The sequence below is a fragment of the Pseudomonas sp. PS01299 genome (genome assembly GCF_029960145.1).
GTDB classification, from domain to species: domain Bacteria; phylum Pseudomonadota; class Gammaproteobacteria; order Pseudomonadales; family Pseudomonadaceae; genus Aquipseudomonas; species Aquipseudomonas putida_A.
Window position 1 is genome coordinate 16,145 of the sequence record NZ_JASCPO010000064.1, and the last position, 13,040, is coordinate 29,184.

The following is a 13,040-nucleotide window of genomic DNA, read 5'->3' on the forward strand; positions in this document are numbered from 1 at the left end:
GGGAGCGGGCTTGCTCGCGAAGAGGGAGTGTCAGGCGGGAGATTTTTTGACCGGTAGACCGCTTTCGCGAGCAAGCCCGCTCCCACAGTTTTGATCTTCATTGTTTTTGGATCAGGCAAAAAAATGCCCCGCACTTTGGCCGGGCATTTTTGTTTTTGCGATTGACGCTTACAGCCCGTCGAGCATCGCCTTGTTACGCACCGCACCCTTGTCGGCGCTGGTCGCCAGCAGGGCGTAGGCCTTGAGCGCAGTGGTCACTTTGCGTGGACGCTGCTCGACCGGTTTCCAGCCTTTCTTGTCCTGTTCGACCCGGCGCGCAGCCAGTTCTTCATCGCTGACCAACAGGTTGATCGAGCGGTTCGGGATGTCGATCAGCACTTTGTCGCCGTCCTGCACCAGACCGATCGCGCCACCGGCCGCAGCCTCTGGCGAAGCGTGGCCGATCGACAAGCCGGAAGTACCGCCGGAGAAACGACCGTCGGTGAGCAACGCACAAGCTTTGCCCAGACCTTTGGACTTCAGGTACGAGGTCGGGTAGAGCATTTCCTGCATGCCCGGGCCGCCTTTCGGGCCTTCGTAGCGAATGATGACGATATCGCCTTCCTTCACTTCGTCGGCGAGGATGCCGCGCACCGCGCTGTCTTGGCTTTCAAAGATCTTCGCGTTGCCTTCGAAGACATGGATCGACTCGTCGACGCCGGCGGTTTTTACCACGCAACCGTCGAGAGCGATGTTGCCGTACAGCACGGCCAGGCCGCCTTCTTTCGAGTAGGCGTGTTCAAAGCTGCGGATGCAGCCGTTTTCACGGTCGTCATCGAGGGTTTCCCAACGAGTCGACTGGCTGAACGCGGTCTGGGTCGGGATGCCCGCCGGGCCGGCCTTGAAGAAGTGGTGCACGGCTTCATCGTCGGTCTGGGTGATGTCCCACTTGGCGATGGCTTCTTCCATGCTGCGGCTGTGCACGGTCGGCAGGTCGGTGTGCAGCAGGCCGCCACGGGCCAGCGAACCGAGAATGCTGAAGATGCCGCCAGCGCGGTGCACGTCTTCCATGTGGTACTTCTGGATGTTCGGCGCCACTTTGCACAGTTGCGGCACGCTGCGCGAGAGACGGTCGATGTCGCGCAGGTCGAAATCGATCTCGGCTTCCTGAGCCGCAGCCAGCAAGTGCAGGATGGTGTTGGTCGAACCGCCCATGGCGATGTCGAGCATCATCGCGTTCTCGAACGCCTTGAAGTTGGCGATGTTGCGCGGCAGCACGGACTCGTCGTTCTCGCCGTAGTAACGCTTGCACAGTTCGACGATGGTGCGACCGGCCTGCAGGAACAGCTGCTCGCGGTCGCTGTGGGTCGCGAGGGTCGAACCGTTGCCCGGCAATGCCAGGCCCAGCGCTTCGGTCAGGCAGTTCATCGAGTTGGCGGTGAACATGCCGGAGCATGAACCGCAGGTCGGGCAGGCGCTGCGCTCGTACTCGGCAACCTTCTCGTCAGAAGCGCTGGAGTCGGCGGCGATCACCATGGCGTCGACGAGGTCGAGGCCGTGGGAAGCGAGTTTGGTCTTGCCAGCTTCCATCGGGCCGCCGGAAACGAAGATCACCGGAATGTTCAGGCGCAAAGCGGCCATCAACATGCCCGGGGTGATCTTGTCGCAGTTGGAGATGCAGACGATGGCGTCGGCGCAGTGGGCGTTGACCATGTATTCGACAGAGTCGGCGATGATCTCGCGGCTCGGCAGCGAATAGAGCATGCCGTCGTGACCCATGGCGATGCCGTCATCCACGGCGATGGTGTTGAATTCTTTCGCTACGCCACCGGCGCGTTCGATTTCCCGGGCAACCAGTTGACCGAGGTCTTTGAGGTGCACGTGGCCCGGCACGAACTGGGTGAAGGAGTTGGCAATGGCGATGATCGGCTTCTTGAAGTCGTCATCTTTCATCCCGGTGGCGCGCCACAGTGCGCGGGCGCCGGCCATGTTGCGGCCGTGGGTGGATGTTTTCGAGCGGTAATCTGGCATGGAGCACTCCGGGCGGCTAATCAGGTATCAAAAGGGAGTGAGCTTCTATTGACGTCTGGAACACTCAGAAATGGCCGTGTGTCCTGGATGTTGCCGATGACTTTGCGGGATCGCCGCTTGCCTCAGCCTGAGCTCATAAACCCGCCGGGGGATGAATGGCGATGAATCAGCCGATTCTACACCGCTGGCGTCTGGAGGGAATGGCGCAAAGTGTTGTTCCAGTGCCGACGGTGCGTATGGCATGACGACCGGCAGGCTCAATCGCTGCCAGAGGGCGTGACGGCGCCGTTCTCGATAATGCTGGCGCGATGGCTGATCCTCTTGTTCAGCGCCAGCGCGATGCAACTCAGCAGGACAAAACAGTAGCCGAGAGTGGCCTGCAGGTTGCCTGGACTCAGGCTGATCAGCGCACTGATCAACCCGCCGCAGATGAAGATGATCGTGCTACCTGCCGAGGCCGAAGTACCGGCGTTCTCCGGGAACAGGCCCATGGCGCGTGAGGTGGCGGCCGGGCGTGCAATGGTGGTGCCGGCGGTGCAGATCAGCATAGGGATCAATACCGTGACGGGCGAGAGTGCGAAGTACTGCGACAGGAATAGCATCACCAGCCCTGCCAGCAGAATCAGGCTCAACCCGGCCACGATCTGTTGCGCAGAGCTGATGCGCCGGCTCAACAGCGTGGCGGCAATCCCGCCGGTCACATAGGCCGCACCGTAGATCAGCAGGATCAGCGAGAAGTCGTAGGCTGACAGCTGCAACTGATCCATGAAGATCAATGGCGAAATGACGATGAACGAGAAGTGGCAGGCGAACGCGAAAGCCGAAATCAGCCAGTAGCCGACGAACTCGAAATCCCCCAGCACCCGTCGATAGGCGCTGAGAAAGTTGAGCGGTGTGCCCTTGGCGACTGGCCGACCGCCGTCCAGAAACAGCCAGGCCTTGAGCAACACCACCGCCGCCAGTGCGATGAACAGCCAGAAGCTGCCACGCCAGCCCAGGGTCGCCTGCAGAAAGGTTCCGGCCAGCGGTGATATGGAGATGAAGATCCCGGTGGCGGTCACCATCAGGATCCGCAGGCGATCGCGCTCTGCGCCCTCGAACAGATCCTGCACCAGCGCCTGTGACAGGACGAAACAGCCACAACCGATGGCCTGCACGATGCGAAAAGTCATGAACAATGTGTAGTCGCTGGTCATTACGCAGCCGATGGCGCCGAGGATCGAGACAGCCATGCCGGCGAGCAGTAACCCCTTGCGCCCGATGATGTCGGACAACGGCCCGATCAACAGTTGGGCAAAGGCAATGCCCACCGCGAACAGGCTGATCGACAGGGCGATGTCGGTCGGAGTGCTGGCGAAGTGTTCAGCCAGCGCCGGGAACGACGGCAGCAGGACGTCCAGCGGAAACACCCCCAGCAGCACCATGGCCAAAAGCAGGCTGATCGCCCCGCGTCGTTGTCGGGTCGTTACCACCGTTCTTCCTTCAAGCATCGATCAGTCCTGCCTTGGCGAAAAGTTTGCGGTTGTTGGGTAGCGCGAAGAATCCGGCTTTTTCGAGTGCAGCAAGCGTAGCCGTCGCTCCGGATCGGGCACGCTGGCGGCTGGCCTGTTCGTTGGTCAGGCTGTCGAGGATTTCCTTGATCGCACCTTCGCCAATGCCGGCGCGGCGCAGGCTTTGGTGCAGCCATTGCTCGTCGACTTCGAAGAAGGTCGCCAGGGTCTCCAGCAAGGTTCTGGCCGCAAAGGCGCGCTGGCGGCTGTTCAGGGTCAACCAGAGGTAGTGAAAGACCTCGGAAAAAAAACGGCTGTGGCGCGCTTCATCAGCGAGGTGGTCGCGCAGCATGTCGTTCACGCTGCTGACCAGCGTTTCCCGACACACATCCAGCAACTCCCGGGCAATGATGGTTTCGGAGACGAAGCCGAGCAGAAACCATGCCAGCGGGCGTTTGCTCTCCGGCGTTCGGGCGATCTGACCGGTCAGGCGGGTGATGCGCAGCGGCATCTGTGGACGACCGGTGAAACCATGCAGTTCGGCGATCTGTTCGGCCAGATGATGGGAGAACAATGCGTGATAACCCTCGTCGGTATAGAGCTGCAGCGCGGCGGTTTTCATCCTTGACGGAATGTGCGCGGGCAACTCACCGTGGACGATGGTTTCCACGGCGCGGTTGACGATGCGGTGTTCCAGCAGCGTGGTGTAGTCGAGAAAGTGCACCAGGTGGTTGGCAGCCAGCCGATGCATGACCTTGCTGCCTGCGGCTTCGATCGCCGGGTGGGACAGATACGGCAGGAATGCCGGCGGAAACCAGAAGCGGGTTTGCAGTTGCAACGGCAGGTCTGCCGGCAACTGGTAGTCGTGCCGGCTGGTGCGTACCGAAGCGTGGTTGTTCCAGTCGCCGAGGGTGAATCGAAGCGCCCAGGACTCTGGCGCTTCGGGCTGATCCACGGTTGATGCGCTCATTTGCGCGTCTCCTGCAACAGGTCGCGCATTTCCTGACACATCGCCTGACCGTCGCTAGCGCCGCAGCCGACAAAGAACAACGGTTGTTCAGCGCTGCCTTCGAGTTTGAGCAGGGCTTCGACCTGGCGGTCGGTGAATGCCCCGGTCAGCCACGTTCCCAGGCCCAGCGCTGTGGCCACCAGTTGAAAGGTTTGCGACAGATGACCCGCCTCGACAAACGCCATGCGATAGGCGCGTGAGTGTTCATACTTCCACCAGAGCTTGTCGAAACGAGCGGTGATAAACAGACCCAGTGGCAGGTTATTGATGAAGTGCTGACCCGCCAGCAAATGACCCAGCGCGGGGTCGGGCAAAGGATTGACCCGGCTGAGTGCGTGTTCTGCCGAGTGGTAGGCGTAGACACCCGGTTCGAGGCCCTCGATATTGCGTGCCAGAAGAAATCCTTCACAGGCATTCAACCCGCCACCTGAAGGACTGCTGCGGCGGGCGCCGAGGCCCTCGGCGATGCTCTCGTCGCGGTCATTGTCGCGATGGCGAAGAAAGCCCAGCGAGAGGTACAGCAGTGTACCGACGTCATTGAGCGTGATTGCTGCGCCAGTGAAGGAGCGGCAGGTTTTTCTCAGGCGCAGGACATTGCCCAAGCTGGCAACGGTCAGGGCCGCGGAGGCGGGCAGGGCGATTCGAGGTTCGTCTTGAGGTGTCGATCGATCTAGTGCGGGGGCCGGTGTAGTCAGCACCGCGTTGCAATGGTTCAGGTATTGCCTGGACCACTCGTGAATATTCTGGGGTATCTGTTCGCAGGGAATGTTCTGGGTGCCAATATGATAAATCTTCGACAATTCATCCCAGCCCCATGGCGGACTGTCTATTTTTGCAACGGTTAATATGCCCGCGTTCAGAAGTTGTGAGTCTATTATGTTGCGTCTGTCGAACTGTTCCGGGTTATTGATAAGTTGTGCAAGTCGACAAGAGTAAGTCAGGTCAAGTTCATGTTGGGTGTGGTCTTTATAGTTCCAGACTATTTGTCCGGGCGTGCGCGGCAATATGAATAAATAGGGATTGATATGCATGTTGTGTTCATCGCTCTGGAACGGGTCGGAAGAACGCTGGGGTGCCGGCACTCCCCAGCGTTCTGGCTCACTTAGCGGGCTTTAGGCGCAACCAGGAAGGCCAGGTTTGCGATTTGGTTGGTTTCCAGAGTAATTGCTTTCATAAGTATGAACTCCTTGTTCATTGAGAGTGAATGTCACCGTCGTGGTGACAACTTAATAATAGGTTGTAATGAATTATTGGCAAGCGATACTTGGGTAGGAAATTTCTATTAATTTTGTCGGAGTGGGCGTGCTGCAAGGGCAAACTTGTAAGTATTAGATGTTGAAATGTAATGCGCAGGGAAATGTCCTGCATGCATGTAGGAAGTTAGTTGTAGGAAAGAGGAAGAAATTCGACGACATTGCATCGCCGTAAAGCCAACGGGAAGCCCGCAGGCTCCCCGTTTCATGGGCCGATCAGCTGTTAGGCAGCAGGCGGCAGGTGATGCTCTTGATGTAGCGAGTCTCGGCGATGGCCGGGTGTACCGGGTGGTCCGGGCCCTGACCACCGCGTTCGAGCATCTGGATGTTGCGGTCCAGGTGACGGGCGCTGGTCAGCAGGATGTTCTGCAGATCGTCTTCCGGCAGGTGCATCGAGCACGAAGCGCTGACCAGAATGCCGTCCTTGGTCAGCAGGCGCATGGCTTGCTCGTTCAGACGACGGTAGGCGCCTTCACCGTTCTTCATGTCTTTCTTGCGCTTGATGAACGCTGGCGGGTCGGCAACGATCACGTCGAAACGTTCTTCGCTGGCCTTGAGTTCCTTCAGAGCTTCGAAGACGTCGCCTTCGATGCAGGTCATCTTGTCGGCGAAGCCGTTCAGCGCGGCGTTACGCTCGACGCCGTCGAGGGCGAAGCCCGACGCGTCGACGCAGAACACTTCGCTGGCACCGAACGCCGCAGCCTGCACGCCCCAGCCACCGATGTAGCTATAGAGGTCGAGCACGCGTTTGCCCTTGGCGTAAGGGGCGAGGCGGGCGCGGTTCATGCGGTGGTCGTAGAACCAGCCGGTTTTCTGGCCGCCAATGACCGGCGCTTCGAACTTCACGCCGTTCTCTTCCAGGGCGACCCACTCCGGCACCAGGCCGAACACGGTTTCGACGTAACGGTTGAGGCCTTCGGCATCACGGGCGGCGGAGTCGTTCTTGAACAGAATGCCGCTTGGCTTGAGCACTTGGGTCAGTGCGGCGATCACGTCATCTTTATGCGCTTCCATGGTCGCCGAGGCGATCTGCACCACGAGGATGTCGCCGAAACGGTCGACCACCAGACCCGGCAGCAGGTCGGAGTCGCCGTAGACCAGGCGGTAGAACGGTTTGTCGAACAGGCGCTCGCGCAGCGACAGGGCCACGTTCAGGCGATGTACCAGCAGTGATTTGTCCAGCGGCAGTTTGATGTCGCGCGACAGCAGACGAGCGCAGATCAGGTTGTTCGGGCTCATCGCGACGATGCCCAGCGGCTTGCCGCCGGCGGCTTCGAGGATCGCCTGATCGCCGGCCTTGAAGCCGTGCAGTGGGGTGGCGGCCACATCGATTTCGTTGCTGTAGACCCACAAGTGGCCGTTGCGCAGGCGACGGTCGGCGTTGGCTTTGAGGCGCAGGCTAGGCAGGGACATGACGTCGCTCCGGAAAAAAGAGCGGGAGTATACCGTGTTGCTCGGCCTGATTGGCTGGTGAGTGGACATGTGGCAAGTCATTGCCGGTGGAAGACATTACCTGTGGCGAGGGGATTTATCCCCGATCGGCTGCGCAGCAACCGCAAACCCCCAACGCAGTTTTCTGACTGACCGCGTGAGTCGATCTGGGACAGCTGCGCTGTCCATCGGGGATAAATCTCCTCACCACATAAACTCACAAGCCCACAGATCAGGCAGAGAGCGCGTCGATCAACTCACGGTTGAACGCTGGAATATCGTCCGGCTGACGGCTGCTGATCAGGTGGCCGTCCTTGACCACTTCTTTATCCACCCAGTTGGCCCCGGCATTGACCAGGTCATCCTTGAGCGTCTTGTAGCTGGTCAGGGTCTTGCCGTTGACCAGCCCGGCGGAAATCAGCAGCCAGCTGCCGTGGCAGATCACCGCGATCGGTTTGCCGGCGGAGGCGCCGGTCTTGACCAGGTGCTGGGCATCCTGGTCGATGCGGATGGTGTCGGAGTTCTGCACGCCGCCCGGCAGGACGATCGCGTCGTACTGCTCGCTGCTGGCGCCTTGAAAGGTCTGATCGACCTTGAAGTCATCCGCCGGTTTGTCGTGGTTCCAGCCTTTGACCTTGCCGGCCTCGGCCGAGAGGATGTCGACCTGAGCGCCGGCTTGCTCCAGTGCTTGCTTGGGGCCGGTCAATTCGACCTGTTCGAAACCGTCTGTTACTAAAATGGCGACGCGTTTGCCAGTGAGGGAAGTAGCCATCGATAAGCTCCTGAGTCTGCGGGAAATTACCGCCGAGCCGGTGCTTGATTGTCCGGTCGGCCTTACAAAGTCCGAAGCCTGAACGTGAATGAAAGTTCCTGACAATTGCCCACTGGTGTGTCGTCCTGCGGTTTTTAGAGGTTAGAATCGCCGCCTGTCCCAGAGTGTGTACTTATGTCCCAAGAGCTGACCACCGAACAGATTCAACAATCCCTGCAAGGCATCAGCGTGCCCGCGCAGCCGCAGATCATGGTGGATCTGCAGATGGAGCAGTACATGCCCGACCCGGACCTGGAGGTGATCGCCAAGCTGATCGCCCAGGATCCCGGCCTGTCCGGTTCTCTGCTGAAAATCGTCAACTCGCCGTATTACGGCCTGAGCAACAAGATCACTTCGATCCAGCGTGCGGTGAATCTGTTGGGCAGCCGTTCGATCATCAACCTGATCAACGCGCAGTCGATCAAGGGCGAGATGAACGATGACACCATCGTCACCCTCAACCGTTTCTGGGACACCGCCCAGGACGTGGCGATGACCTGCCTGACCCTGGCCAAGCGCATCGGCACCCAAGCCGGTGATGAAGCCTATGCCTTGGGGCTGTTCCACGACTGCGGCGTGCCGTTGATGCTGCAGCGCTTCCCCAACTACATGTCGGTACTGGAAAAGGCTTACGCCAATGCCAGCGCCGAATGCCGGGTGGTGGACACCGAGAACGCCGAGTTCAATACCAACCACGCCGTGGTCGGCTACTACACCGCCAAGTCGTGGCGCCTGCCGGAACACGTCAGCACGGCGATCGCCAATCACCACAATGCGCTGGCGATCTTCAGCGACGAATCCTCGCGCAACAGCCAGATGAAGAATCTGCTGGCGATCTTGAAGATGGCCGAGCACATCTGTGCGTCTTATCGGGTGCTGGGCAACCAGACTGAAGACCACGAGTGGAACAGCATTGGCCCGCTGATTCTCGATTACGTCGGTCTGTCGGACTACGATTTCGAAACCCTCAAACAGACGATCCGCGACCTCGGCGCGCATTGATTCGAGGACACCATGCCTGAACTGCCGGAAGTCGAAACCACCCGCCGGGGCATTGCTCCGCACCTGGAAGGCCAGCGCGTCAGCCGGGTGATCGTACGTGACCGCCGGCTGCGCTGGCCGATCCCCGAAGATCTCGATGTGCGCCTGTCCGGGCAGCGCATCGTGATGGTCGAGCGGCGGGCCAAGTATTTGCTGATCAATGCCGAAGTCGGCACGCTGATCAGTCACCTGGGCATGTCGGGCAACCTGCGGCTGGTGGAGGTCGGGTTGCCGGCGCTCAAGCACGAGCACGTCGATATCGAGCTGGAATCCGGTCTAGCGCTGCGTTACACCGATCCGCGCCGTTTCGGCGCGATGCTGTGGAGCACCGATCCGCTCAATCACGAACTGCTGATACGCCTCGGGCCGGAGCCATTGACCGATCTGTTCGACGGCGAGCGCCTGTTCCAGCTGTCGCGTGGGCGTTCGATGGCGGTCAAGCCGTTCATCATGGACAACGCGGTGGTGGTGGGTGTCGGCAACATTTACGCGACCGAAGCGCTGTTCGCTGCCGGGATCGATCCGCGCCGCGGAGCCAAAAGCATCTCCCGGGCGCGGTATCTGAAGCTGGCGATCGAGATCAAACGAATTCTTGCTGCAGCCATCGAGCGCGGCGGCACCACGTTGCGGGATTTCATCGGCGGTGACGGGCAACCGGGGTACTTCCAGCAGGAGCTGTTCGTTTATGGCCGTGGCGGCGAGCACTGCAAGGTCTGCGGCACCGGCCTGCGGGAAGTGAAGCTGGGGCAACGGGCCAGTGTGTTCTGTCCGCGCTGCCAGACCTGAGGCAAAAATCTGAAAAAGTCCTACGGTCTATAGTGAGTGGTCTCACTGTTCAGCCCGAAGGATCGTGCCATGAAGTCCTTGCAAGTCCTGTTTGCCGCACTGCTGCTGTGTTCCAGCCTGGCCGTTCAAGCCGCGGAAAACGGCAGCGGTGATCCTCGCTACGCCATCCAGAACCCTCCCGCCTACGCCATGATCGGCGATTTGCTGATTGCCCGACCTTTATTGGTGGTGGCAACGGTGCTGGGTGCGGGGGTGTTTGTGGTGTCATTGCCGTTTACCGCGCTGGGTGGCGGGGTAGGTGATGCGGGGCAGGCGCTGGTGGTGGATCCGGCGAAAGCGGCGTTTGTGCGCTGTTTGGGGTGTACAGGGGAGGGGTTTGAGCAGCGCGAGTGAGCTGATCAGGATGGTGTGGTGTTGCTGATGGCCCTTTCGCGAGCAAGCCCGCTCCCACCATTGAAATGCATTCCAACTGTGGGAGCGGGCTTGCTCGCGAAGAGGCCCGAAAGAGCGCTACAAAATTGCCGGATCAGGCCTTGCCGGTAATCTTGCGGTACTTTTCCATCAACTGTTCTTCAGTCTCAGGATGCGCCTCGTCCAGTGGAATGCAATCCACCGGGCAGACCTGCTGGCACTGCGGTTCGTCGTAATGGCCGACGCACTGGGTGCACAGGTTCGGGTCGATCACGTAGATCTCTTCGCCTTGGGAAATCGCGGCGTTCGGGCACTCGGGTTCGCAGACGTCGCAGTTGATGCAATCGTCGGTGATGATCAGGGACATGCTAACTCCAGCCGGGGCGGCAGGCCCGGGCGCTATAAATCAATGCGCGCAATTGTGCCGCATTGGCGCCCGCAGTGCACGCGGGCGCCGTTTGAACGGTCGTTACTTCTTGAAGCGCAGGGTCAGGGCATCGGCCACGGCCGGGTGCACGAACTTGCTGATATCGCCGCCCAGCGCGGCGATTTCCCGCACCAGCGTCGAGGAAATGAACGAATAACGCTCGGACGGGGTGAGAAACAGGCTCTCGACGTCCGGGGCCAGTTGGCGGTTCATGTTGGCCAGCTGGAATTCGTATTCGAAGTCCGACACCGCACGCAGGCCACGCAGGAACACATTGGCGTTCTGCTCCTTGGCGAAATGCGCCAGCAGCGTCGAGAAGCCGACCACTTCGACGTTGGGCAGGTGTTTGGTGACCTCGCGAGCCAGCTCAACCCGTTGTTCCAGCGGGAACAGCGGGTTTTTCTTCGGGCTGGCGGCGACCGCAATGATCACGTGATCGAACAGGCGCGAGGCGCGTTCGACCAGATCGCCATGCCCTTTGGTAATAGGGTCGAAGGTACCTGGGTACAACACTCGGTTCATCGCGTCGTCCTGGCGGGAGTCCGTTGGGGAGTCGGATGGTATCGCAGCCGTCCCGGTCGGCCAAGTCGCCTGTTGGGTAAGAAAGCACTATAGACGACGCGATAAACCGGTTTTTTCACGGATTTCTCAGCCGATCGGCGAGGGCTGTCGCCAGCTGCGCGGTCAGGCCATACACCGACAATTGCGGGTTGGCGCCAATGCTGGTGGGGAACAGCGAGCCATCGTGAATCGACAGATTGCTCAGTTGATGATGCCGGCCAAGGCTGTCGGTGACTGCGTTTTTCGGGTCTTCGCCCATCGCACAACCGCCCATCACGTGGGCACTGCCCAGGCGCGTGCGATACAGCTCAAGGCTCAGACCGTTGATCAGCGTGCGGGCTTCGGCCAGGGTTTTCACGTAGCGCGCATCGGCGTGCATCGGCATCACGGCTTTGGCGCCGCCGGCAAACTGGATCTCGGCCATGCTGTGAAAGGCGCGGCGCAGGCCCTCCCAGGCGTAAGGCGAGACTTGATAGTCGAGCACTGGCGAACCGTCGCCGCGCAATTCGACGCTGCCGCCGGGGCTGTCCGGGTGGAAACCGTCGCGCAGCAAGGCGAGCATCGCGTGGGTGTGCGGCAGGTCGGCCATGTGTTCGGCGTTCTGCGTACCGAAACCGCCGAGCAAGGTCGCCGCCAGCGCTGGTTGCAGCGGCGGCACTTCGAGTTTGTAGCCAATCGGCCCACTGGTGCCGTCCTTCCACTGGAAATGATCCGAGTAGATCGACTGCGGCGCGCCGTAGAACGGATTGATCACCTCGTCGAAACGCCCGGCGGACATGTTCACCAGATGCAGGAACGTGCGTTTGCCGAGGCGCTGATGCGGATCCGGTGCATCCGAGCGCAGCAGCAGTGCCGGGCTGTTGATGCCACCGCCGGCCAGCACGTAATGCCGGGCCTTGACCGTGATTTTGCGTCCGGTCGGCGCGACGCAACGCTCGTCCATCGCCACGCATTGCAGGCCGGTGATCTTGTCGCCGCTGATCAACAGCTTTTCCGCGCGGGCCAGGTACAGCAACTCGCCGCCCTTTTCCAGGGTCGCCGGAATGGTGGTGACCAGCATCGACTGCTTGGCGTTGGTCGGGCAGCCCATGCCGCAATAGCCAAGGTTCCAGCAGCCACGCACGTTGCGCGGGATCACGTGCCAGCTGTAGCCGAGTTGCTCGCAGCCCTTGCGGATCACGTCGTTGTTGGCGTTGGGCGGCACCATCCATGGCGCGACGCCGAGACGCTGCTCCATTTTTTCGAACCACGGCGCCATCTCGGACGGGCTGTGGCCTTTGACGTTGTGTTCCTTGGCCCAGTGCTCGAGGGTCGGCTCGGGCGTGCGGAAACTCGAGGTCCAGTTGATCAGCGTGGTGCCGCCGACCGCACGGCCCTGGAGGATGGTAATCGCGCCGTCCTTGCTCATGCGGCCGATGCCTTCCTGATAGAGGCTGCTGTAGGCCTGGTCTTCGAGCATCTTGAAGTCGGAACTGGTCTTGAGCGGGCCTTCTTCGATCAGCAGCACTTTGTAACCGGCGACGCTGAGGATTTCTGCCGTGGTGCCGCCACCGGCACCGCTGCCGATGATCGCCACATCGGCTTGCAGCGTCAGGTCGCCGGTCAGTTGGGCGCCGTTGTAGGTTTTCCAGCCACGGGCGAGGCCTTCGCGGAACGGGTCGGGTACGGGCATTGATCAGGTTCTCTTTATTATTCTGGGAGCGGTGGTGTGGTGGCTGGCGCCTTCGCGAGCAAGCTCGCTCCCACATTGAAATGCATTCCCTTGTGGGAGCGAGCATGCTCGCGAACGGCGCGACTCGGTTTCAGACCG

12 protein-coding genes are annotated in these 13,040 nt (G+C 60.6%); 3 read left to right on the forward strand and 9 right to left on the reverse strand.

The window, feature by feature from the left end; genetic code table 11:
• Nucleotides 1–168: 168 nt before the first annotated feature.
• From ilvD to QMX91_RS13875, 6 genes are all read right to left on the reverse strand, one after another.
• On the reverse strand, nt 169–2,010 hold the full coding sequence (gene ilvD / locus QMX91_RS13850; protein ID WP_086792292.1) for a dihydroxy-acid dehydratase: 1,842 nt from the start codon (nt 2,008–2,010) through the stop codon (nt 169–171).
• 257 nt (nt 2,011–2,267) lie between these two features.
• Entirely contained in the window at nt 2,268–3,500 is a 1,233-nt protein-coding gene (locus QMX91_RS13855) for an MFS transporter (RefSeq protein ID WP_282412894.1), read from the reverse strand.
• On the reverse strand, nt 3,493–4,470 hold the full coding sequence (locus tag QMX91_RS13860; RefSeq protein WP_139055184.1) for a diiron oxygenase: 978 nt from the start codon (nt 4,468–4,470) through the stop codon (nt 3,493–3,495). Before QMX91_RS13860 ends, QMX91_RS13855 begins: the two co-directional genes overlap by 8 nt.
• Nucleotides 4,467–5,540 carry a SagB family peptide dehydrogenase gene (locus QMX91_RS13865; RefSeq protein ID WP_134784890.1) on the reverse strand — a complete coding sequence of 358 codons (1,074 nt, stop codon included), beginning with the start codon at nt 5,538–5,540 and terminating at the stop codon, nt 4,467–4,469. The genes QMX91_RS13860 and QMX91_RS13865 overlap by 4 nt, the downstream gene beginning before the upstream one ends.
• Nucleotides 5,541–5,978: 438 nt before the next feature.
• A complete protein-coding gene (locus QMX91_RS13870) occupies nt 5,979–7,175 on the reverse strand; it encodes a class I SAM-dependent rRNA methyltransferase (protein ID WP_027610554.1) in 1,197 nt (398 codons plus the stop codon).
• 250 nt (nt 7,176–7,425) lie between these two features.
• The gene (locus tag QMX91_RS13875) at nt 7,426–7,965 is read right to left on the reverse strand and encodes a type 1 glutamine amidotransferase domain-containing protein (protein ID WP_103368025.1); all 540 of its coding nucleotides are present in this window, start codon (nt 7,963–7,965) and stop codon (nt 7,426–7,428) included.
• Nucleotides 7,966–8,193: 228 nt separating this feature from the next.
• On the opposite strand from QMX91_RS13875, the gene QMX91_RS13880 reads away from it, so the two are divergent.
• The 3 genes from QMX91_RS13880 (at nt 8,194) to QMX91_RS13890 (ending at nt 10,224) form a co-directional block, all read left to right on the forward strand.
• Complete coding sequence (locus QMX91_RS13880) at nt 8,194–9,006, forward strand: HDOD domain-containing protein (protein WP_171061892.1); 813 nt, start codon at nt 8,194–8,196, stop codon at nt 9,004–9,006.
• A gap of 12 nt (nt 9,007–9,018) precedes the next feature.
• Nucleotides 9,019–9,831, forward strand: coding sequence for a bifunctional DNA-formamidopyrimidine glycosylase/DNA-(apurinic or apyrimidinic site) lyase (gene mutM, locus QMX91_RS13885; RefSeq protein WP_223006973.1), 813 nt, complete (start codon nt 9,019–9,021; stop codon nt 9,829–9,831).
• Nucleotides 9,832–9,900: 69 nt separating this feature from the next.
• Nucleotides 9,901–10,224 carry a hypothetical protein gene (locus QMX91_RS13890; protein ID WP_007964160.1) on the forward strand — a complete coding sequence of 108 codons (324 nt, stop codon included), beginning with the start codon at nt 9,901–9,903 and terminating at the stop codon, nt 10,222–10,224.
• 133 nt (nt 10,225–10,357) lie between these two features.
• Here the strand turns inward: QMX91_RS13890 and QMX91_RS13895 are convergent, their stop codons facing one another.
• From QMX91_RS13895 to QMX91_RS13905, 3 genes are all read right to left on the reverse strand, one after another.
• On the reverse strand, nt 10,358–10,609 hold the full coding sequence (locus QMX91_RS13895; RefSeq protein ID WP_003195146.1) for a YfhL family 4Fe-4S dicluster ferredoxin: 252 nt from the start codon (nt 10,607–10,609) through the stop codon (nt 10,358–10,360).
• 102 nt (nt 10,610–10,711) lie between these two features.
• Complete coding sequence (coaD, locus tag QMX91_RS13900) at nt 10,712–11,191, reverse strand: pantetheine-phosphate adenylyltransferase (RefSeq protein WP_003229157.1); 480 nt, start codon at nt 11,189–11,191, stop codon at nt 10,712–10,714.
• 115 nt (nt 11,192–11,306) lie between these two features.
• Entirely contained in the window at nt 11,307–12,902 is a 1,596-nt protein-coding gene (locus QMX91_RS13905; protein ID WP_282412895.1) for a GMC family oxidoreductase, read from the reverse strand.
• Nucleotides 12,903–13,040: the final 138 nt, after the last annotated feature.

Excerpts from the sequence above, each read along its gene's own strand:
- ilvD (WP_086792292.1), bottom strand. The coding sequence starts at position 2,010 with ATGCCAGATTACCGCTCGAAAACATCCACCCACGGCCGCAACATGGCC.
- QMX91_RS13855 (WP_282412894.1), bottom strand. The coding sequence starts at position 3,500 with ATGCTTGAAGGAAGAACGGTGGTAACGACCCGACAACGACGCGGGGCG.
- QMX91_RS13860 (WP_139055184.1), bottom strand. The coding sequence starts at position 4,470 with ATGAGCGCATCAACCGTGGATCAGCCCGAAGCGCCAGAGTCCTGGGCG.
- QMX91_RS13865 (WP_134784890.1), bottom strand. The coding sequence starts at position 5,540 with ATGCATATCAATCCCTATTTATTCATATTGCCGCGCACGCCCGGACAA.
- QMX91_RS13870 (WP_027610554.1), bottom strand. The coding sequence starts at position 7,175 with ATGTCCCTGCCTAGCCTGCGCCTCAAAGCCAACGCCGACCGTCGCCTG.
- QMX91_RS13875 (WP_103368025.1), bottom strand. The coding sequence starts at position 7,965 with ATGGCTACTTCCCTCACTGGCAAACGCGTCGCCATTTTAGTAACAGAC.
- mutM (WP_223006973.1), top strand. The coding sequence starts at position 9,019 with ATGCCTGAACTGCCGGAAGTCGAAACCACCCGCCGGGGCATTGCTCCG.
- QMX91_RS13890 (WP_007964160.1), top strand. The coding sequence starts at position 9,901 with ATGAAGTCCTTGCAAGTCCTGTTTGCCGCACTGCTGCTGTGTTCCAGC.
- QMX91_RS13895 (WP_003195146.1), bottom strand. The coding sequence starts at position 10,609 with ATGTCCCTGATCATCACCGACGATTGCATCAACTGCGACGTCTGCGAA.
- coaD (WP_003229157.1), bottom strand. The coding sequence starts at position 11,191 with ATGAACCGAGTGTTGTACCCAGGTACCTTCGACCCTATTACCAAAGGG.
- QMX91_RS13905 (WP_282412895.1), bottom strand. The coding sequence starts at position 12,902 with ATGCCCGTACCCGACCCGTTCCGCGAAGGCCTCGCCCGTGGCTGGAAA.